Here is an 18,925-nt window from a genome sequence, read left to right on the forward strand (position 1 = left end):
CGCAGCCTGGAGGTGTACCTATGCAGCCGCTCTGTGCAGACGGTCGCGCACGCCTTCCCATTCGGGCTCGGCGGGGGGCGTTTCGACCCAGATCAATTTGACGCCTTCGTCGTCGAAGGCGCGCAGCACCGCGAACAGCTGCTGCGCCGCGGCGGCGGCGTCGTCGGGCATGCGACGCTGCACGATGCGCTGCGAACGGCTCTTGAGCGCGGTGCGCGACCAGACCGCGATGTGGGCGGCGTTCGCGCCGAGCAGGTCGAGGCCGGTCTGCAGTGCCTTGGCATCCATCAGGCGCAGCTTGGCGCTCGGCGCGTAGTGCGATTCGAGCGTGCCGGAGGCGCGCGGGTCGGGCGCGGCGAGATCGTCCTTGTCGCGCAGCGCCTCGCCGCAGGCCGCTTCGATGCGGGCGCGCGTGATGGCGCCCGGGCGCAGGAGCACCGGCGCGCCGCGGCTGCAGTCGACGATGGTCGACTCGATGCCGACCTCGCAGGGGCCGCCGTCGATCACCAGCAGTTCGTCGCCGAATTCGTCCTGCACGTGCCGGGCCGTGGTCGGGCTGACGCGGCCGAAGCGGTTGGCGCTCGGCCCCGCCACCCCCTGCACGCCCTGCTCGGCGCAGGCCGCGAGCAGCGCCTGCGCCACCGGATGCGAAGGGCAGCGCAGCCCGATGGTGTCCTGCCCGCCGGCCGCAGCGGCAGCGACGCCGGGCTGCCGCGCGACGATCAGGGTCAGCGGACCCGGCCAGAAGGCGAGCACCAGCTTTTGCGCGAAGGGCGCCAGCGGCAGCGCGAAGCGCGACAGCGCCTCGGTGCCTTGCGCACCGGCCGCCACGTGCACGATCAACGGATGGTCGCTCGGCCGCCCCTTGGCCGCGAAGATGCCGGCGACCGCGGCCTCGCTGGCCGCATCGGCGCCCAGGCCATAGACGGTCTCGGTCGGGAACGCGACCAGGCCGCCGGCACGCAGCACGCGCGCGGCCTCGTCGATGGCATCGGGCGTGCGGCCGTCGAGGATCATCGGCCCGGGCCGCAAGGCGGGAGCAACGGGTGAGCGTGGAGACCCATCGTCACTCCGAGAGCGGGATCGGCAGGCCGAGCAGCGCAGCGGCGAAGTCGGCGGTGCTGCGGACTTCGCCAATGTCGGCGCCCGTGATGGTGAGATGACCCATCTTGCGGCCGCGGCGCGCCTCGGCCTTGCCGTACAGGTGCAGATGGATGCCGGGCAGCGCGAGCACGTCGGCCCAGCGCGGCGCCTGCTCGGTGCCGTCGTCGAGGAACCACAGATCGCCGAGCAGATTCAGCATGATCGCCGGACTGTGCTGGCGCGGCATGTTCAGCGGCAGGCCGGCCAGGGTGCGCACCTGCTGCTCGAACTGCGACATGTCGCAGGCGTCCATCGTCCAGTGACCGCTGTTGTGCGGGCGCGGCGCCATTTCGTTGACGACCAGTTCGCCGTCGGCGAGCACGAAGAATTCGACACACAGCACACCGACATAGTCCAGCCCCTGCGCGATCGACTGGGTCGCCGCCACCGCCTGCCGCGCGATCGCGTCGGGCATGCTGTCCGCATGCACCTCGGTCACGGCCAGCACGCCGTCGCGATGCAGGTTGCGCTGCGGCGGGTAATGCACGATCTGGCCGTCGCCGCCGCGCGCGACGATCACCGAGCATTCGAAATCCAGCGGCAGCAGCTTCTCGAGCACGCAGGGCACGTCGCCCGTGGCCTCCCAGGCCGCGGCCAGCTCGGCCCGCGTGCCCACGCGCTGCTGGCCCTTGCCGTCGTAGCCGAGCCGCGCGGTCTTGAGGATGCCGGGAAGCAGGTCGCCGGACACGGCGGCCAGCTGGTCCGCCGTCTCGATCACGGCATGGGGCGCGCAGGCGACGCCGCAGCGCACGAAATGCGCTTTCTCGCGGATGCGGTCCTGCGCGATCGCCACCGCCTCCGCGGCGGGCGAGACCGGCCGCGCGACCGAGAGATGCACCAGCGCGGGCGCGGGCACGTTCTCGAACTCGGTCGTGATGGCATCGGCCAGGCCCGCCAGCCGCGCCAGACCGTCGACATCGGTGTAGTCGGTGTGGATGTGGTGGTGGCTCACGCGCCCCGCGGGGCTGTCGGGATCGGGGTCGAGCACGGCCGTGAAGTAGCCCATGCGCTGGGCCGCGTGCACGAACATGCGGCCCAGCTGGCCGCCGCCCAGCACGCCGAGGGTGGCGCCCGGCAGCAGCGCGCTCACAGCGCGCCCCCGCCCTGCGGCGAGAACGGCGACACAGCGCCCTGGCCGGCCGGCGCATCGAGCGGCGGCAGGGTCATTGCCTGGGCGGCCTGCGTCTGCTTCGCGCGGAAGGCGTCCAGCTGGGCGCGCAGGGCCGGATTGCCCACCGCCAGCATCGCGACCGCGAACAGGGCCGCGTTGGCCGCGCCGGCAGGGCCGATGGCGAAGGTCGCGACCGGCACGCCCCTGGGCATCTGCACGATGCTGTAGAGCGAATCCACGCCTTGCAGGTGCCTGCTCGCCACCGGCACGCCGAGCACCGGCACCGGGGTCTTGGCCGCCAGCATGCCCGGCAGGTGGGCCGCGCCGCCGGCACCGGCGATGATGGCGGCCAGGCCTCGCGGGGCGGCGTTTTCGGCATAAGCGAACAATTCGTCCGGCATGCGGTGCGCCGAGACCACCCGGGCTTCGTGGGCGACGCCGAATTGCTGGAGAATCTCGACCGCATTGCGCATCGTCTCCCAGTCGGAGTTCGAGCCCATGACCACGCCGACCTGAATTGCTTGCTTCATGGTTTCAATTTTACGTTTCACCCTCAGCTTCCCACGATGATCGACATCACCCTCGAAAACTTCCAGACCGAGCTGATCGACGGCTCCATGACCACGCCGGTGCTGCTGGACATCTGGGCCGAATGGTGCGGCCCCTGCAAACAGCTCGGCCCCGTGCTCGAAAAGCTCGAGGCCGAGTATGCCGGCCGCTTCGCGCTGGCCAAGCTCGATGCCGACAAGGTGCCGCAGATCTCGCAGCAATTGAGCCAGATGTTCGGCGTGCGCAGCATCCCGTTCTGCGTGATGTTCAAGGAGGGCCAGCCGGTCGACGGCTTCGTCGGCGCCATCCCGGCCGAGCAGATCCGTGCCTTCCTCGACAAGCACGTGCCGGGCGCGGACGAGGTCGAGGCGCTCGAACAGGAAGAAGCCGCCCAGGAGGCGCTGGCCGAAGGCGATACCGAGGGCGCGCTCGAGCGGCTGCAGCATGCGGTGGCCGCCGATCCGGCCAACGACGACGCGCGTTTCGACTACGTGAAGCTGCTGCTGCAGGAAGGCCGCATCGACGATGCCAAGGTCGCCTTCGCACCGGCGATCGCCAGGACCACGCAGGTGCGCCGCTTCGATGCGCTGCAGCGCTGGATGGATGCGACCGACTTCGCGTCGCCCGCCCAGGGCGCGGCGCCTTCGCTGGCCGATGCCGAGTCCCGCATCGCGGCCAACAAGCGCGACTTCGAGGCCCGCTTCGACCGCGCCCGGCTGCTCATGGCCGCGCAGCGCTGGACCGACGCGATGGACGAGCTGCTCGACATCCTGATGCGCGACAAGAGCTGGAGCGAAGAGCTCGCTCGCAAGACCTACATCGCCATCCTCGAGATCATCGAGCCGCCCCGGCCCAAGGTGGCGGATGGCCAGATCCCGCCGGACGATCCCACGGTCGCGACCTATCGGCGGCGGCTCAGCAGCGTCGTCCTGAGCTGATCGGGGCGGCCGCCGGCCGGCACGCGATGCGGCACGGAGCGGCCATGGAACGGAACGTTGCGCCCGGTCCGGACTCGCAGTGGGAGTGGCGTTGGCGCGACGTGCCGCCTCGCATACGATGGAGCCGAATCATTTCGTTGCAAAAGGAAAACCGGCCATGCGTTCCTTGTTCCTCACGGCGGCATTGCTCGCCTGCGCACTGACCACCGGCTGCGGCAGCGGCATCAACCTCGACGAGCCGATCGAAGGGCCGGTCTGGCAACTCGACCAATTGGGCGACATGCTGATCGAACCGAGCAGCGATCCGCAGCGCATTGCGCGGATCCAGTTCGACGGCAGCAGCGGCCGCGTGAGCGGCTCGGGCGGCTGCAACCGCATTTCGGGCACCTTCCAGCGCAGCGGCAGCGCACTCAAGCTGAGCCAGATGGGCGCGACCCGCATGGCCTGCGCCGACGAGGCGACCCGCATCAACGAAAGCCAGTTCTTCGCTGCGCTGCAGTCCACCGCCAGCTACCGGCTGCAGGGACGCTCGCGGCTCGCGTTGCTGGATGCGAACGGACGCACGGTCGCGACGCTGAGCGCCGGATCGGCGCCCGTCAGCCGGTGAGCCGTTCCAGCGCTTCGCGGTACTTGGCCGCCGTCTTCTCGATCACCTCGGCCGGCAGGCGCGGTGCCGGCGGCGTCTTGTCCCAGGGCTTGCCGTTGATCCGGGTCGCCTCGAGCCAGTCGCGCACGAACTGCTTGTCGTAGCTCGGCGGATTGGTGCCGGCGGCGAGCGCCGCATCGTAGCCTTCGACCGGCCAGTAGCGCGAGCTGTCGGGCGTCAGCACCTCGTCCATCAGCACCAGCGTGCCGGCCTCGTCGAGGCCGAACTCGAACTTGGTGTCGGCGATGATCATCCCGCGGGCCAGCGCGATCTCGGCGGCCGCCTCGTAGATGGCGATGCTGGTCTCGCGGATCTGCTGCGCGAGCTTGGGGCCGACCACCTCCACCACCTTGTCGTAGCTGATGTTCTCGTCATGGTTGCCCGCCGCCGCCTTGGCCGCCGGCGTGAAGATCGGCCGCGGCAGCTTGCTCGCGTTGCGCAGGCCCTCGGGCAGCGGCACGCCGCAGACCGCGCGGCCCTCCTGGTATTCCTTCCAGCCGCTGCCGGCCAGGTAGCCGCGCACCACGGCCTCGACCGGGATCGGCGTGAGTCGCTTGACCAGCATCGAGCGGTCCTTGACCTGCGCCACCTCGCCCGGCGCGACCACGCTCTCGGGCGCCTCGCCCGTCAGGTGGTTGGGGCACAGCGCGCCGAGCCGGTCGAACCACCACAGCGCCATCTGCGTGAGGATCACGCCCTTGCCGGGGATCGGCTCGCCCATGATCACGTCGAAGGCCGACAGGCGGTCGCTCGCGACCATCAGGATGCGGTCGCTGCCGACCGCGTAGTTGTCGCGCACCTTGCCGCGCGCGAGCAGCGGAAGGCTCTGGATGGAAGAGGTGTGGACGGTGGTCATGGCGGAGTGACGATGTCGATGGTCGAGAGACGACGCAGATTGTGCGCGCAGAAAAAAGCCACCGCGAGGGTGGCTTCCCGGGCCAATGGAAGGCTCAGATCACTTCTTGTGCGAGTTCGCCTTTAGCGTACTTCGCGGCGACGATTTGCAGCGTGTCGCCCTTGATCTTCGGCCCCTGCCCTTCGCAGCCGAACTCGATGTAGCGCTGCTTGCAGATCTGCTTGGCGGCCTCGCGCGCCGGCTTGAGCCATTCGCGCGCATCGAATTTCTCGGGATTCTCGGCCATGAACTTGCGCACTGCGCCGGTCATGGCCAGGCGGATGTCGGTATCGATGTTGATCTTGCGCACGCCGTACTTGATGGCTTCCTGGATTTCCTCGACCGGCACGCCGTAGGTTTCCTTCATGTTGCCGCCGAACTGCCGGATGATGGCCAGCAGATCCTGCGGCACCGACGACGAGCCGTGCATCACCAGGTGGGTGTTGGGGATGCGGCGGTGGATTTCCTTGATGCGGTCGATCGCCAGGATGTCGCCGGTGGGCTTGCGGGTGAACTTGTAGGCGCCGTGGCTGGTGCCGATCGCGATCGCCAGCGCATCGAGCTGGGTCCTCTTCACGAAGTCGGCCGCCTGCTCCGGATCGGTCAGCAGCTGCTCGCGCGTCATCGTCGCGTCGGTGCCGTGGCCGTCTTCCTTGTCGCCCTTCATGGTTTCGAGCGAGCCCAGGCAGCCCAGTTCGCCCTCGACCGTCACGCCGACCTTGTGCGCCATGTCCACGACACGGCGCGTGACGTCGACGTTGTAGTCGTAGCTGGCGATCGACTTGCCGTCGGCTTCCAGCGAGCCGTCCATCATCACCGAGGAGAAGCCCAGATTGATCGCGCCCTGGCATACGTCCGGGCTCTGGCCGTGGTCCTGGTGCATCACCAGCGGCACGGTCGGGTAGGCCTCGATGGCCGCCAGGATCAGGTGCTTGATGAAGGGCTCGCCGGCGTACTTGCGCGCGCCGGCACTGGCCTGCAGGATCACCGGCGCGCCGGTTTCCTTGGCGGCTTCCATCACGGCCTGCACCTGTTCGAGGTTGTTGACGTTGAACGCCGGAATGCCGTAGCCGTTGGCGGCGGCGTGGTCGAGCAGTTCGCGCATCGAGACGAGTGCCATGGGAATACCTCGCGGGAATAAGAAAAAAGACAGTAGGGACTTCCGGTCGATTCTAGCGAGCGACCTTGTCGGACGGCGCCGATCAGGGTGACATGGCCGAGGTCGTCGAACTCCCGCAGCGCCACTTCGACGCCGGTTGCGCGCAGCTTGTCGGCCATCTGTCGGGTATTTCGCACCGGATCGACCAGCGTGTCCTCCGTCGCCGCCATGAGCAGCGTGCGCGGCGCGCCGGACGCGGCATGCACGATCGGCTGCGATGATTGCGGCGTGTCCGGCCAGTTGAAGGCCACCTGCGCTTGCGGCTGCCCGATCGGCAGGAAGTCATAGGGCCCGGCCAGACCGATCCAGCCGGCCAGCTGCTTCGGACTCGCGCCCACCGCGTTCAGCCAGCGCGCGTCGAGCACGACCATGGCCGCGTTGTAGGCGCCCGAGCTGTGGCCCCATGATGTAGACCTGCCGCGGATCGGCGCCGAGCTGCGCCGCATGGTCGAGGCCCCATTTCACGGCCAGTGCGCTGTCCTCGACGAACGCCGGGTAGGCGACCTGCGGCGACAGCCGATAGTCCGGAATGACGACCACGGCGCCGGGCACCAGGCTGTTGACGATCCCGAGCGGCGAGCATGCCGCCAGCGCGGCCGCACCCATGGCGAGCACGCCGAGCTGCAGTGCGCGAGGGTGGATTCGGAAGAAAAACGGATGAGACTTCATCCGGGCAGTACGCATGCCGCCCGGCAGCGGTTTCGCGGGAACGCGCCGCGTCCTCAGCCGACCCGGCAGATCTTCAGCATGTTGGTGCCGCCGGGCGCACCCATCGGCTCGCCGCAAGTGATCGCATAGACGTCGCCGGTCTGCACGATGCCGCGCTTCTTCAGATGGGCTTCCGCCCGTTCGAGGGCGGTGTCGCGGTCGCTTTCCGAATCCATCAGCAGCGGCCGCACGTTCCGGTAGAGCGCCAGCTTGCGCTGGGTCGCCAGCCGCGAGGTCAGCGCGTACATCGGGATGTGCGCGCGGTGGCGGCTCATCCACAGCAAGGTCGAGCCCGACTCGGTCAGCGCCACGATCGCCTTGGCGCCCAGGTGGTGGGCGGTGAAAAGCGCACCCATCGCGATCGACTGGTCGATGCGGGCATAGGTCTGGCCGCTGAAGTCGGCATCGAGGTGCGGATCTTCCGCGGCCTCGGCGGCCTCGCAGATGCGGCTCATCTCCTGCACGGTCTCGAGCGGATAGCGGCCGGACGCGGTCTCGGCCGAGAGCATCACCGCGTCGGTGCCGTCGAGCACGGCGTTGGCCACGTCGCTGACCTCGGCGCGCGTGGGCACCGGGTTGGTGATCATCGATTCCATCATCTGCGTGGCGGTGATGACGACCTTGTCCATGTCGCGCGCCATGCGGATCATCTTCTTCTGCAGTGCGGGCACGGCGGCATTGCCGACCTCGACCGCGAGATCGCCGCGCGCGACCATGATGCCGTCGCTGGCACGCAGGATCTCTTCCAGCTTGGGGATCGCCTCGGCACGCTCGATCTTGGCGATCATCCCGGGCTTGTGGCCGAACTCCGCGGCGGCCACGTTGCACAGCTGGCGCGCCATTTCCATGTCGGTCGCGTTCTTGGGGAAGCTCACGGCGACGTAGTCGGCCTGGAAGCTCATCGCGGTCTTGATGTCTTCCATGTCCTTGGCCGTCAGGGCCGGCGCGGTGAGGCCGCCGCCCTGCTTGTTGATGCCCTTGTTGTTCGAGAGCTCGCCGCCCAGGCGCACCGTGGTGTGCACCGCGTCGCCCTTGACGGCATCGACCGTGAGCACGATGAGCCCGTCGTTCAGCAGCAGGCTGTCACCGGGCTTCACGTCGCGCGGCAGATCCTTGTAGTCGAGCCCCACGGCACCGACGTCGCCCAGCTCGATGCGCGAGGCATCGAGCACGAACTTGGCGCCCGGCTCGAGCCAGATCTTGCCTTCGGCGAACTTGCCGACACGGATCTTCGGCCCTTGCAAGTCGGCCATGATCGCGACCTCGCGGCCGGTGCGGCGCGCGGCCTCGCGCACCATCGCGGCGCGGTTGATGTGGTCCTGCGCGGTGCCGTGGCTGAAGTTGAGCCGCACCACGCTGACCTTGTAATGAATCATCTGCTCCAGCAATTCGGGCGTGCTGGACGCCGGGCCGAGCGTGGCGACGATCTTGGTGGCATGACGGGGAAGGCGAGGCGTGCTCATTCGGGTCTCCGGTTGTATTCGCTACTGTATACACTTTGGCCGCCAGCGGCTAGTACGCAATTCCAGCGCCCTGGCCTGCCCCTTTCCAGAAACACCGCGGATCCGGCTTGGCCGGTCCGCCGGTGTTGCCCCCGGGCAGGGGGTTGGCGTAGCGACACGAAGTGCGCGAAGCCTGGGGGCGAGCCCTATCCAGCTCTTTTTTCCAGGATCTCGAAGGCGGGGAGCGTTTTGCCCTCCAGCACCTCGAGAAAGGCGCCGCCGCCGGTCGAGATATAGCCGACCTTGTCCTCGATGCCGTACTTGGCGATCGCGGCCAGCGTGTCGCCGCCGCCGGCGATCGAGAAGGCCGCGCTGTCGGCGATGGCCTGCGCGATGGTGCGCGTGCCGTTGGCGAAGGCATCGAACTCGAACACGCCCACCGGGCCGTTCCAGACGATGGTGCCGGCCTCGCGCAGCTGCGCGGCCAGCAGCTCGGCGGTCTTCGGGCCGATGTCGAGGATCAGGTCGTCGTCGGCCACGTCGTTCGCGTCCTTCACCGTCGCCGGCGCATCGGCCGCGAAGGTCTTGGCCGTGACCACGTCGACCGGGATCGGCACGGCCGCGCCGCGCGCGCGCATCGCTTCGATCACGGCCTCGGCCTGGTCCTGCAGGTCGGGCTCGGCGAGCGACTTGCCGATCTTCAGGCCGGCCGCCAGCATGAAGGTGTTGGCGATGCCGCCGCCGACGATCAGCTGATCGACCTTGTCGGCCAGGCTCTCGAGGATGGTGAGCTTGGTGCTGACCTTGGAACCGGCGACGATCGCGACCAGCGGGCGCTTCGGCTGCGCCAGCGCCTGGGTGATGGCATCGATCTCGGCCGCCAGCAGCGGCCCGGCGCAGGCCACGGGGGCGAACTGCGCGATGCCGTAGGTGGTGGCCTCGGCGCGGTGCGCGGTGCCGAAGGCGTCGTTGACGTAGATGTCGGTGAGCGCGGCGAGCTTGCGCGCCAGCGCCTCGTCGTTCTTCTTCTCGCCCTTGTTGAGGCGGCAGTTCTCGAGCAGCACGACCTGGCCCGGTTTGACGTCGACGCCGTCGACCCAGTTCGACGCCAGCGGCACCTCGCGGCCCAGCAGTTCGGCCAAGCGCTCGGCGACCGGTGCGAGCGAATCCTCCGGCTTGAACTGGCCTTCGGTCGGCCGGCCGAGGTGCGAGGTGACCATGACCGCGGCGCCGGCTTCGAGCGCCAGCCGGATGCAGGGCACCGAGGCGCGGATGCGCGTGTCCTCGGTGATGCGGCCCGCGTCGTCCTGCGGCACGTTGAGATCGGCCCGGATGAACACGCGGCGGCCGGCGGCTTTGCCCTCTTTGCAGAGGTCGGTGAATCGAAGAACGTTCATGGGTGGAAACGGAAGTGAAAGCGGATGAAGGGGACTTCGAGAGCCAGCGGCCATTGTAGGTTTCGCATCTCGCCGCGACAGCGGCGCTGCCTCCGCGTGAGGGCACGCAGGCCCTACCAGCCCAGCCCCAGGTGCAGCGGCAGGTAGACCGCCATCCCGACCCCCATCGTGCCGAGCACGCCGCGGCGCCAGATGTAGCAGAGCGCGCCGGCCGCGGTGCCGTAGAGCCGCGCGTCCTGCCAGGTGGCGACCAGATGGCCCTGCGTCATGACGATCTCGGGCGCGATCACCGCGGCGAGCGCGGCCGCCGGCGCGTAGTGCAGTGCGCGGTGCGCCCACTCGGGCAGGCCCCAGGGGCGATCGAAGATGAAGAAGAAGCAGCGCGTGAGCACGGTGATGCCGGCCATGCCGAGGATCACGGCCAGCGTCCACAGATCGGTTCCGCCCATGCCACCGCTCATGCATCGTCCTCCGCCACCGGATCGAGCCCGAACTGCTTCTCCAGCCAGAAGCACAGCAGCACCGCGACGCCGATGCCGGCGACGATGTTCAGCTTGAGCGGCAGGGCGAAGGCCGCGACGGCCGTCGCGCTGGCGATCAGCGCGGCCAGCACGCGCAGGCGCGTGGTCGCCATGGAACAGACGATGGCGACCAGGCTCAGCACGCCGGCGAAGCCCAGGCCCCAGGATGGCGGGATCAGGTTGGCCAGCGCGATGCCGAGCAGGCTCAGTCCCATCCACGCGCACCAGGTGACGCAGTAGTTGCCGGTCAGGTAGGCCTCCTGCGCCCGCTGCCCGGGCTCGGTCGCCGCCGGCGCCGGGTAGCGCCGGGTGAACATCGCATAGCTCATGTCGGCGGTGAGATAACCGTGGGTCATGCGGCGCCAGCGCGGCATGTGCATGAGATAGGGCCGCAGGTGCAGGCTGAAGACGACGAAGCGCAGGTTGACACAGAAGGCCGTGGCCAGGATGACCCCGATCGGCGCACCGGCAATGAGCAGCGGAATGGCCGCAAGCTGCGAGCTGCCGGCGTAGACCAGGAGCGTCATCGCCACGGACTCGAACACGCTCATGCCCGACTTGACCATGGCCACGCCGGTCATCAGACCCCACGCGCCGACGCCGAGCGCGACCGGCGACATGTCGCGCAGGCCGCTACGGAACTCGGGCAGGCGCCGGATGGACGGGGAGAGGAACATCAGCCGAACACCTGCCCAGGCTTCAGATCGAAGCCGCGCAGGAAATCGGCCACCGGCAGGCGCTTGCCGCCGGCACGCTGCAGCTCGGTGACGACGACCGTCGAATCCGCCGCGGCGATCTCGATGCCGGCCGGGCCGACGGCGAGGATGGTGCCGGGCCTGTCGGCGACTTCACCGGGGCGTGCGTGCGCGGCCCAGAGCTTGAGCGTCTCGCCGTCGAGCAGGCTGCTGGCGCCGGGGAAGGGATCGAAGGCGCGGACGCGGCGCACGATCGCGTCGGCGTGCTGCGACCAGTCGACCTGCGCCTCGTGCTTCTCGACCTTGTGCGCATAGCTCACGCCATCGGCCGGCTGCGGCTCGGCGTGCAGCGTACCGGCCTGCGCCTGATGGAGCGCCTGCACGATCAGCCGTCCGCCGAGTGTCGCGAGCCGGTCGTGCAGGCGCGCGGTGCTGTCGTCGCCGATCGCCAGCGCTTCGCGCAGCAGCATGGCGCCGGTGTCGAGGCCGGCGTCCATCCGCATGATGGTGACGCCGGTCTCGGCATCGCCGGCTTCGATCGCGCGATGGATCGGCGCCGCGCCGCGCCAGCGCGGCAGCAGGCTCGCGTGGATGTTGAGGCAGCCCAGGCGCGGCGCGTCCAGCACCCATTGCGGCAGGATCAGGCCGTAGGCGGCGACGACCATGAGGTCGGGCTTCGCTTCGTCGAGGACCGCGCGTGCAGCGGCCGCGTCGTCGGGGTACTTACCATCCAGCCGCAGGCTGCGCGGCTGCGCGACGGGCCAGCCGCGCTCCACGGCAAACTGCTTGACCGGCGAAGCCTGCAGCTTCATGCCGCGGCCCGCGGGCCGGTCGGGCTGGGTCAGCACCTGCACGAGTTCGAAACCGGCGGCGGCAATGGCCTGCAGCGCGACGCGGGCGAACTCGGGCGTACCCGCGAATGCGATCTTCATGCGGCCTTTGCGCTCACAGGGACAGATGATTGCGCCGCATGTCGTCGCCGGTGTGGTAGCGCTGGACCACGCCCGCCGGATCGATGTAGATATAGAGGAAGCGGGGGTTGTTCAGCGACATGAAGTGCCATGTCCACACGACACCGTCGAAGGAACTCACCCGCGTGATCTCCAGCGGACGGCCATAGGTGCGCAGCACGTCAGCCTCGCGCCAGACACCGGGCTTGATCGTGCGGTCGAACAGGCCTTCGGACAGCTCCTGGCGTATGGACACCACATGCCCGCTGGCGTCGAGGTCGACGTTGTTCACTTCGAAGCCGGCCGGCGCGCGGGAATATTGCAGGCGCTCGCCGCCGTTGGGCAAGGGATAGGTCGCGGTCGGCGACCCGAGTCGCTGCAGGGCCTCGGCGCGCGACGTGCCGAGCGGCAGTCTGGTCGGCTCGCTCACGCAGGCGGCCAGCGCCAATGCGGCGGCCATCGCCAGGATGAAACGCCGGCCTCTCATGGTCAGCGTTCCTGCTCGAGCCGCTGGTCCTCGCGCTGCTGCTTGAGCAGCTTGCTCTTGATGCGGTTGCGCTTGAGGGGCGAGAGGTATTCGACGAAGACCTTGCCGAGCAGGTGATCGAGTTCGTGCTGGATGCAGACCGCGAGCAGGCCGTCGGCCTCGATCGTCTGTGGCTCGCCCTCGGCATCGAGCGCGGTCACGCGCACGGCGGTGGAGCGCTCGACGCCGTCGTAGATGCCGGGCACCGAGAGGCAGCCTTCCTCGTTCAAGACCTTCTCGTCGCTGGCCCAGACGATTTCGGGATTGATCAGCACCAGCGGCTGGTTGCGCTCCTCGGAAATGTCGATCACCACCAGGCGCTCGTGCACATCGATCTGCGTGGCCGCCAACCCGATGCCATTGGCGTCGTACATCGTCTCGAGCAGATCGACGACCAACGCCTTGATGCGCGCATCGACGCCCTGCACGGGCCTGGCGACCGTGTGCAGCCGTTTGTCGGGGAAACTCAGGATGGTTCTCTTGGCCATGAAAACGAGGAAAAGTTGTCGCTATTTTCGCCATTTCCGCGACTGCCCGAGGGACCGCACCTTGATAAACGTTGCCCAATCAAGGGCTTCAGCGCAAAATTCGTTGCAAATTGTGAGGATTCGTATGCCCTCCGCGGCGCAGTGCGTGCACACCATCAAACCATGAAAAAACTCCGAATCGACGAAGGCCTGCGTCCGACCCTCCTTGCTGCGCTGGCGATGGTTGCCATGGTGGGCACGGCCACGACGGCCGCGGCGCAGAACTATCCCATCACACCGCAGCAGCGGGCCACCGCGCAGCAAACGGCGCAAGCCGGCATCCCGGTCGGCGAACTCACACCGAATGCGCCGGACGAATACACCGTCAAGCCCCGCGACACGCTCTGGGCCATCTCCCGCCTCTATCTGCGCAGCCCGTGGCGCTGGCCCGAGCTGTGGGGCATGAACATCAGCGACATCTCGAATCCGCACCGCATCTACCCCGGCCAGGTCCTCTACCTCGACAAGACCGGCGGCCGGGCCCGGCTGAGCACGCGCCGGGGCGGCGCCGGCGCGCCCGAAGGCACCATCAAGCTGAGCCCGCGCACCCGCTACGAGTCGCTCGGCGACATGGCGCTGCCGACGCTCAATCCGAGCCTGATCGAGCCCTTCCTCACCGAGCCGATCGTGGTCGACGAACAGACCCTGCTCACCGCGCCGCGCATCGTGGCAGGCAACGACAGCCGCGTGCTGCTGGCGCGCGGCGACCGTGCCTACGCGCGCGGCGACAAGAATTCTCCGCTGGTCGAGGCGCCCGGCCCGATCAAGACCTTCCGCGTGTTCCGCGATGCGACGCCCTTGAAAGATCCGGGCACGGGAGAGATCCTCGGCTATGAAGCACAGTATGTCGGCAAGGCGACGCTGCAGCGCGGCGAGTCGACTGCGGAGGACGAGGTGGACGGCAAGCAGGTCGTCAACGTCGTGCCCGCCACCATCGACATCGTGGCCGCGCGCGAGGAAATCCGCGCCGGCGACCGCCTGCTGCCCGAGCCGCCGCGCCAGCTGCTGAGCTACGCGCCGCACGCGCCGGCGGATCCCGTGGTCGATGGCCGCATCGTGTCGGTGTACGGCAGCGCGGTCGAATTCGCGGCACAGAATCAGGTCGTCGCCATCAACAAGGGCACGCGCGACGGCATCGAGAACGGCGACGTGCTTGCCATTCTCAAGAACGGCGAAACCATCGTCGACAAGACCGGCGGCGGCAAGGACACCCTGAAGCTGCCCAACGAGCGCATCGGACTGCTGATGGTGTTCCGGCCGTTCGAGAAGGTCTCGTACGCACTGGTGCTCGAGATCAGCGACGCGCCGCGCCCCGGCGATCGGCTGGTCAATCCCTGAGGCCTCAGACCTTCACGTGGAGCGCGAAGAACTCGCGGACTGGCTGCGGCTCGCGCTGACGCCAGGGATCGGGAACACGGCCGCGCGCAAGCTGCTCGCGGCCTTCGGCCTTCCGTCGGGTGTCTTCGCGCAAGCGCGCGCAGCGCAGGAACAGGTCGTGACGGTGGCACAGGCCGATGCGCTGGCGCACGCGCCGGCGACGCTGTCCGCGCTGGTCGATCAGACCTCGGCATGGCTGCAAGGTGTGGAAGCGCATGGCGCCACGCGGCGCATCGTGACGCTGGGCGATGCGGGCTATCCGGCCTCGCTGCTCGAAACCGCCGACCCGCCCCTGATGCTCTATCTGCTCGGGGCGCCCGCTTTCGATCTCACGCAACTGGAACGCAGCATCGCGATCGTCGGCAGCCGCAATCCGACGCCGCAGGGTGCGGCGAACGCACGCGCCTTCGCACGGGCCTTCGGCGAGGCAGGCATCGCGGTCGTCTCGGGGCTTGCGCTCGGCATCGACGGCGCGGCGCACGAGGGTGCACTCGACGCGGTCGCCGGCGCGCCGGACCGGCTGGCGACCGTGGCCGTGGTCGGCACCGGGCTCGACCGCGTCTACCCCGCGAGACACCGCGCGCTGGCGCATCGCATTGCCGCACAAGGCCTGCTCGTGAGCGAATATCCGCTCGGCACGCCGCCGCTCAGCCAGAATTTTCCCAAGCGCAACCGCCTGATTGCCGGACTCTCGCGTGGCACCCTGGTGGTGGAAGCCGCGCTGAAATCGGGTTCGCTGATCACCGCGCAGTTCGCAAGCGAGCAGGGCAAGGACGTGTTCGCCATTCCCGGCTCCATCCATGCGCCGCAATCGCGCGGCTGCCATGCGCTGATACGCCAGGGCGCCAAGCTGGTCGAATCGGTGCATGACGTTCTCGAAGAGCTTCGCCTGGAGAAGCTCGCCATGGAGACTTCCACCGCCGCGGCCCCCGGGACCGCACAGCCCGAAGAACACGGACTGCTGCCTGAACTGGGCTTCGATCCGGTCAGCCTCGATGCGCTGTGTGCCCGCACCGGCTGGAGCGCTGCCGCCTTGCAGGCTCAACTGCTCGAGCTGGAGCTCGCCGGCCGTGTGGCCCGCCTTCCGGGCGGCCTGTTCCAGCGGATCGCACAAGGCTGAGCCGCAAGGCGTCGCAATGGTGCAACGCGGCGGGCACCGTCGCGCGAGTGGGCTATATTGGCCGCATGTTCGAAGTGCTCGTGTTCGTCTACGAAAACTACTGGCGCGGCGACGCGTGCCCCCAACCCGAGCAGTTGGGCCGCAAGCTCAGTGCACAAGGCTTCGATGCAGAAGAGATCCGCGATGCCTTGCGATGGCTCGACGGCCTGAGCCTCGCCACGCAAGGCGTTCAACTGGCACGCCATGCCGACGAGGCCACCGCCACGGTCACCTTGCGTGGCATCGGCGACGCCGTCCTGCCGCAATCACCGGATTCGATGCGCGTCTATTCGATGGCCGAGCAGGACCATCTGGGCGCCGAATGCCTGGGCTTCATCCGCTTTCTCGAATCGTCCGGCATGCTGCCGGCCGGCATGCGGGAGATCGTGATCGAGCGCGCGATGGCCACGCCGGGCGACCCGTTGGCGCTCGACGAACTCAAGATCATCCTGCTGATGGTGCACTGGAGCACCGGCATCGAGCCCGATGCGCTGGTGCTCGATGAACTCTGCGACGACACCACCGACCGCCTTCCGCACTAGTTGCTCGCCCCCAGGCTTGCCCACTTCGTGTGGCCGCCTACCCCCTGCCGGGGGGCAACACCGGCGGACCGGCGGAGCCGGATCCGCGGTGTTTCACGAAGGGACCTGGCCGCGCCGGCCGGGGCTAGTTCAATAGCCGTTCTGGATTTGCGTCCAGCTTGGCCAAGGCCTCGCGCGTCGCGCGGACCGTCAGCGTTTCTTCCTCGGCCGGCACCAGCAGGCCCGCTTGCAGATAGGACGCCAATCGGCCAACCTGGATCAGGAAGCTGCGGCCGTCGCTGGAGGCGAACAGGTGCAGCTGCTTGCGCTCGCTGCGCCAGACGAACTGGACCTGGTTCACGCGGTCGTTGTGGTCGAGCATGAACCACGTTCCCACCTGGAGATCGTGCGCCCAGGCGAGCATGTCCTCGCCGACCTTGGTGCCGGTGTCGGGCACGACCTCGATCGAGGCCGCGTCGACACCCAGCAGCAGCTCGATGCTCGCGGCATCCAGCGGCAGGTCGGTGGCGCCTTCGTCGGTCACGAAATCCTCGAGGTTGGCCAGGCGCTTGGCCATTGCCTCGATCTGGGCCGGCGGGATCGACTCGGTCTTGGACAGGAAGGCATCGGACAGGGTGGCGCCGATGGTCTTGATGTGCGCTTCCTGCGGATCGCCCACGATGCCCAGCAAGCTCATGCCCTGGCGCAGGCGCTGCAACAGCTTGGGCAGGTCCTGGATCACGCGGGTGCGGTCGTTGCGATTGGGCTTGGCGCTGGCCGCCCACACCAGATCGGATGCGGCGCGCTTGAGCGTCACCGTCTGTTCGTCCTGCCCGCCGTAGCGCAGGGCCGCGATCGCCAGCACCTCGGCCCAGACCTTGAACAGGAACTCGCGGATCTCCTCGCGCACCGGCATGTCGTTGAGCATCTTGCGCAACTCGATGGTGTACTGGATCGCCATCGTTTCCTTCTGCTCGACCTGCTGCGCCACGCTCATGACCCGCTGGGTCGAGTCGCTCTGCGTCAGGTACTTGTTGAGGAAGACGACGAATTCGTCGAACACCAGCTTGAACACGCGCTGGCCGGTTTCCGGATACTGCTCGATGACCTGCACGACGCGGCGGATCTCGCCCTCGAGCGCGCTGCCCGAGATGGCCGCCGCATCGAAGCCCATCACGCAGGAGCCCATGCGGTCGATCAGCATGCGTGCGGGATGCTGCAGCGTGCCGAAGAATTCGGGCTCCGCGATCGCGACGCGCAGCACCGGCATCTGCAGGCGCGCGAACCACACGCGCGCCGAGAAGGGAATGCGTTCCTCGGCCAGGATGGCCTGGAACATCAGGGCCACGATCTCCACCGTGGCCTTGTCCGCGGTGGTCGGCGCCTTGCGCTTGAGCTCGCTGGTGCGCCGGCGCAGTTCGGCGGCCGTCTGATGCAGCGCGGTGGCCTCGTCGCCGACCACGTACCGCGAAGCCATCATCTGGTAGGCCGCCTCCGCATCGGCGATCGCCGCGGCGAAAGCGGGCGCACCCGCCGCCACGCCCATGCCGGCGCCGCCCGCACCGCCGCCCGCACCACCGCCCATGGCGCCTTCGCCGAAGCCGCCCGCCCCCGGCACGCGCGGCTGGGTGATGTCGCCGCCGATGCGCGCCGTCACGAAGCGCTTGAGGTTGAGCAGCACGCCTTGCGCCCGCTGGCGCGCGATCACCAGCGGCGAGCCGCCGGTCGCGTCGGCGCCGGTCACGCCGGAGCCGCCCATGCCGGACGACCCGCGCCCCATGCCGACGCCGATCGCCGCCGGCGCGAAGCTGCCGGGCGGCGCATTGAAGCCGCCACGCCCACCCTGGTGAGGCGCCGCGCCCATGCCCATCGATGCGCTGCCCGGGCCGCCTGCGAAGCTGCCGCCGAGCGGCATCGGATTCGACACGTTGCCGCCGGTGCGCTTGACGAAACTCTTGAGATCGATCTCGGGCATCACGCCCTTCTCGATCAGGAAGGCATTGGCGTCCTTGTAGGCGGCGACCACCACGTCGACCATGTGAAGCTGCACCGAATCCTGGACCTTGGTCCAGAGACCGCGGCTCAGGCCGGCCGCCAGCCACTGGTCGACCAGCACCTTGGCGAGCGCTTCCGGCTTGAGGATGTCCTTGGCACCGAGTTCGGAAGTGTTTTCCAGGTGCTGGATGCGCAGGCGCAGGTCGTTGAGCTCGAAGCTGGCCTTGTCCTGGATCACCTGCGCCAGCCGCGATGACAGGATGCCGGGCTCCACCACTTCGTCGCCGATCAGTTCGAGGCGCGACAGCGAGTTGGTCGGCGTATCGTCGACCGCGCTGTTGACCAGCGCCTTGCGCCAGGCCGTTTGCGAGAGGGAAGCCCAGTTCGTCGCATGGGATTCGAACAACAGGAAGCCGTCGCGGTTCTCCTGCATCTCCCGCGCATTGCCGGTCTGGCTCGCCAGCGCCGTCAGCCGTTCGCGGATGGCGCGTGCGACCGGTGCGATCACCCCTTCGGTGGCGGCGACGAAACGCTCACGGGTTTCGCGTGCGAGCTGCAGGGAAGAGGCGTGGGACCGCGTGGTCATGGAAGGTCAGGACGGCAATTTAAACGATTCGAGGAGCGTAAACCCGCATTGCCAAGCGTAACCGCGCGCGCGCCTCGGCC

General features: G+C 68.6%; 20 protein-coding genes. 5 read left to right on the plus strand and 15 right to left on the minus strand.

Going from position 1 to position 18,925, the window contains the following annotated elements; genetic code table 11:
• Positions 1-18: 18 nt before the first annotated feature.
• The 3 genes from E5P2_RS26465 to purE are packed head-to-tail and all read right to left on the minus strand — an operon-like array spanning position 19 to position 2,784.
• Positions 19-1,017, minus strand: coding sequence for an L-threonylcarbamoyladenylate synthase (locus E5P2_RS26465; protein WP_162570058.1), 999 nt, complete (start codon positions 1,015-1,017; stop codon positions 19-21).
• Positions 1,018-1,066: 49 nt separating this feature from the next.
• Positions 1,067-2,233 (minus strand): 5-(carboxyamino)imidazole ribonucleotide synthase, encoded by a 1,167-nt coding sequence (locus E5P2_RS26470; protein ID WP_162570059.1) that lies wholly within the window; start codon positions 2,231-2,233, stop codon positions 1,067-1,069.
• Positions 2,230-2,784 (minus strand): 5-(carboxyamino)imidazole ribonucleotide mutase, encoded by a 555-nt coding sequence (purE, locus tag E5P2_RS26475; protein WP_162570060.1) that lies wholly within the window; start codon positions 2,782-2,784, stop codon positions 2,230-2,232. The genes E5P2_RS26470 and purE overlap by 4 nt, the downstream gene beginning before the upstream one ends.
• A gap of 36 nt (positions 2,785-2,820) precedes the next feature.
• On the opposite strand from purE, the gene E5P2_RS26480 reads away from it, so the two are divergent.
• Together E5P2_RS26480 and E5P2_RS26485 are read left to right on the plus strand one after the other, a co-directional pair.
• Complete coding sequence (locus E5P2_RS26480) at positions 2,821-3,741, plus strand: tetratricopeptide repeat protein (RefSeq protein ID WP_162570061.1); 921 nt, start codon at positions 2,821-2,823, stop codon at positions 3,739-3,741.
• A 157-nt stretch (positions 3,742-3,898) separates the two neighbouring features.
• Entirely contained in the window at positions 3,899-4,348 is a 450-nt protein-coding gene (locus E5P2_RS26485; RefSeq protein ID WP_162570062.1) for an META domain-containing protein, read from the plus strand.
• On the opposite strand, the gene E5P2_RS26490 is transcribed toward E5P2_RS26485, so the two are convergent.
• The 11 genes from E5P2_RS26490 to def form a co-directional block, all read right to left on the minus strand.
• Complete coding sequence (locus E5P2_RS26490) at positions 4,338-5,243, minus strand: phosphoribosylaminoimidazolesuccinocarboxamide synthase (protein WP_162570063.1); 906 nt, start codon at positions 5,241-5,243, stop codon at positions 4,338-4,340. The genes E5P2_RS26485 and E5P2_RS26490 overlap by 11 nt on opposite strands.
• 94 nt (positions 5,244-5,337) lie before the next feature.
• Positions 5,338-6,402: a class II fructose-bisphosphate aldolase gene (gene fba / locus E5P2_RS26495; RefSeq protein ID WP_162570064.1), complete on the minus strand. Its 1,065-nt coding sequence runs from the start codon at positions 6,400-6,402 to the stop codon at positions 5,338-5,340.
• The gene (locus E5P2_RS37895; RefSeq protein WP_232080857.1) at positions 6,300-6,812 is read right to left on the minus strand and encodes an alpha/beta hydrolase; all 513 of its coding nucleotides are present in this window, start codon (positions 6,810-6,812) and stop codon (positions 6,300-6,302) included. The genes fba and E5P2_RS37895 overlap by 103 nt, the downstream gene beginning before the upstream one ends.
• On the minus strand, positions 6,724-7,110 hold the full coding sequence (locus tag E5P2_RS37900; protein ID WP_232080858.1) for an alpha/beta hydrolase: 387 nt from the start codon (positions 7,108-7,110) through the stop codon (positions 6,724-6,726). Before E5P2_RS37900 ends, E5P2_RS37895 begins: the two co-directional genes overlap by 89 nt.
• Positions 7,111-7,163: 53 nt before the next feature.
• The gene (gene pyk, locus E5P2_RS26505) at positions 7,164-8,612 is read right to left on the minus strand and encodes a pyruvate kinase (RefSeq protein ID WP_162570065.1); all 1,449 of its coding nucleotides are present in this window, start codon (positions 8,610-8,612) and stop codon (positions 7,164-7,166) included.
• 185 nt (positions 8,613-8,797) lie between these two features.
• The gene (locus E5P2_RS26510) at positions 8,798-9,988 is read right to left on the minus strand and encodes a phosphoglycerate kinase (RefSeq protein ID WP_162570066.1); all 1,191 of its coding nucleotides are present in this window, start codon (positions 9,986-9,988) and stop codon (positions 8,798-8,800) included.
• A 113-nt stretch (positions 9,989-10,101) separates the two neighbouring features.
• The gene (locus tag E5P2_RS26515; RefSeq protein ID WP_162570067.1) at positions 10,102-10,437 is read right to left on the minus strand and encodes an AzlD domain-containing protein; all 336 of its coding nucleotides are present in this window, start codon (positions 10,435-10,437) and stop codon (positions 10,102-10,104) included.
• An 8-nt stretch (positions 10,438-10,445) separates the two neighbouring features.
• On the minus strand, positions 10,446-11,186 hold the full coding sequence (locus E5P2_RS26520; RefSeq protein ID WP_162570068.1) for an AzlC family ABC transporter permease: 741 nt from the start codon (positions 11,184-11,186) through the stop codon (positions 10,446-10,448).
• Positions 11,186-12,136: a methionyl-tRNA formyltransferase gene (gene fmt / locus E5P2_RS26525; protein ID WP_162570069.1), complete on the minus strand. Its 951-nt coding sequence runs from the start codon at positions 12,134-12,136 to the stop codon at positions 11,186-11,188. The genes E5P2_RS26520 and fmt overlap by 1 nt, the downstream gene beginning before the upstream one ends.
• Before the next feature lie 13 nt (positions 12,137-12,149).
• The gene (locus tag E5P2_RS26530) at positions 12,150-12,641 is read right to left on the minus strand and encodes a hypothetical protein (protein WP_232080859.1); all 492 of its coding nucleotides are present in this window, start codon (positions 12,639-12,641) and stop codon (positions 12,150-12,152) included.
• 2 nt (positions 12,642-12,643) lie between these two features.
• Positions 12,644-13,168, minus strand: coding sequence for a peptide deformylase (def, locus tag E5P2_RS26535; protein WP_162570070.1), 525 nt, complete (start codon positions 13,166-13,168; stop codon positions 12,644-12,646).
• 162 nt (positions 13,169-13,330) lie between these two features.
• Here def and E5P2_RS26540 point away from each other — a divergent pair, with 162 nt between their 5' ends.
• The 3 genes from E5P2_RS26540 to E5P2_RS26550 all read left to right on the plus strand — a co-directional run bounded on the left by E5P2_RS26540 (position 13,331) and on the right by E5P2_RS26550 (position 16,285).
• Positions 13,331-14,545 (plus strand): LysM peptidoglycan-binding domain-containing protein, encoded by a 1,215-nt coding sequence (locus E5P2_RS26540; RefSeq protein WP_162570071.1) that lies wholly within the window; start codon positions 13,331-13,333, stop codon positions 14,543-14,545.
• Between the two features lie 16 nt (positions 14,546-14,561).
• Positions 14,562-15,704 (plus strand): DNA-processing protein DprA, encoded by a 1,143-nt coding sequence (gene dprA, locus E5P2_RS26545; protein ID WP_162570072.1) that lies wholly within the window; start codon positions 14,562-14,564, stop codon positions 15,702-15,704.
• Between the two features lie 65 nt (positions 15,705-15,769).
• On the plus strand, positions 15,770-16,285 hold the full coding sequence (locus E5P2_RS26550) for a DUF494 family protein (RefSeq protein ID WP_162570073.1): 516 nt from the start codon (positions 15,770-15,772) through the stop codon (positions 16,283-16,285).
• Positions 16,286-16,409: 124 nt separating this feature from the next.
• Here E5P2_RS26550 and E5P2_RS26555 read toward each other — a convergent pair whose 3' ends face one another.
• Complete coding sequence (locus E5P2_RS26555; RefSeq protein ID WP_162570074.1) at positions 16,410-18,845, minus strand: DUF1631 family protein; 2,436 nt, start codon at positions 18,843-18,845, stop codon at positions 16,410-16,412.
• Positions 18,846-18,925: the final 80 nt, after the last annotated feature.

The sequence above is a fragment of the Variovorax sp. SRS16 genome (assembly GCF_901827165.1).
GTDB lineage: Bacteria > Pseudomonadota > Gammaproteobacteria > Burkholderiales > Burkholderiaceae_C > Variovorax.